Source organism: Streptomyces sp. CO7 (assembly GCF_053474865.1).
Map to the genome: position 1 here is coordinate 1 of NZ_JBRIOU010000019.1, position 1,521 is coordinate 1,521.

The window sequence follows — 1,521 nt, forward strand, 5'->3', positions numbered from 1 at the left end:
TCCTTCTTCCTCCTGCACCACGGGGAGCGGCGGCACACCCTGGTCGTGGGGGTGCACCACATCGCCTTCGACGGCCGTTCCAAGTTCGTGTTCGCCCGCCAGTTCCTGAGCGCCCTCGGGGCGGCCCGCTCGCCGGGCGGTCTCGCGCCGGGCGTCCCGTGCGACCTGCCCGAGCACCCGGACATCGACGAGGAACTCGGCGCGGTGCTGCAGCACTGGCTGGCCGCCGACCTGCGGACCCTGCCCGGCCTGGCGCTGCCCCGGGCCGACCTCGCCGGTCCGGGCGCGGGGCAGGTGCGTCCGACCCCCCGGTTCGACCTGCCCGCCGAGGACTGCGCCCGTCTCAGGGCGCTCACCGCCGGCGCGGGGGTGAGCTTCTTCACCGGGCTGCTGGCCTGCCTCGCCGCGGTGCTGGCGGAGTACGGCAACACCCGGTTCGTCGTGGGGGTGCCGGTCGACACGAGCGTGCCGGAGACCCGGGACCGGATCGGGCTGCAGATCAACGTGGTGCCGTGCCTGATCGAGGTGGACGAGGAGGCGACCTTCCGCGACCTGCTGGCGGTCTGCGGGCGGGCGCTGGAGCTGGTGCGGCGCCACCGCCGTGTCCCGTTCGGCCGGGTGGTGCGCGAGCTGCGCCGTCGTTACGGGGTGGACGTCGGGCAGGGCGCGTTCGACCGGATCGGGCTGTCCTACCCGACGGTGGCCGCCGACGTCGGACAGGTGCCGGGGCTGGACTGTCACTGGGACTTCTTCGCGCCCAACTCCACCAGGTCCTTCGAGCTGATTCTCCAGCTCCGGCGGGAGGGCGACGCCGTGTACGGGCGGCTGGACTTCGCCGCGTCGGGTCTGGACCCGCGGAACGCGGTCCGCCTCACCCACGACTTCGCCCGCCTGCTCGGCCGGGCGACCGAGCGGCCGGACCTCCCGCTGCACCGGTTGTCCCCCGGGCACGTCCGGCCGGCCGGGCCGGGTCCTGCCCCGGCCCCCGCCCACGGCGGAGCGCCGGACACGGCTGCCCGTGGCTCCTTCGCCTCGCTGGCCGCGGCGGCCGCCGCGCGGGACACCTCGCGGGTGGCGTACTGCCCCGTCGAGCAGTTCCTGCCGACCGGTGCGGTCCGCGACTTCTCCCTGGCGGGCGGACGGATCCTCCTGGACGTCGTCGATCCCGTGCTCGGCCGGCTCGGCGCCTGTGCCTGGCGGGCCGACGACCCCCACGGCCTCTGGCTGACCGACCCAGCGCCCGGCCGGGACCTCCGGGTGACCGGTCCGGCCGGCCGGCCCCTGCCGCGTGGGCTCGCGGGCCTGCTCGGGACGGTGGACGACCCGGGACCGGGCTCGTTCCGCGCGTGGGTCGACGGCGCCGGCCGTGTCCGTCTGCTGGGGGTCGCGGGCCAGGTCCACCCGTGGGCGGGCCGGAGCCTCGACCGGGCGGAGGCGACGGCTGTCCTGGCGGCGCTGCCCGGTGTGCGGGAGGCCGCGGTGGTCGTGGAGACGGGGGACGGGGGCGCCGTCACCAAGGTG

The 1,521-nt window shown here is 76.5% G+C and carries 1 protein-coding gene; it reads left to right on the forward strand.

What is annotated here, in order from left to right; translation table 11 throughout:
- The coding region (locus tag ACOV8S_RS30810; protein ID WP_448321780.1) for a condensation domain-containing protein at positions 1-1,521 on the forward strand (1,521 nt) is incomplete at both ends.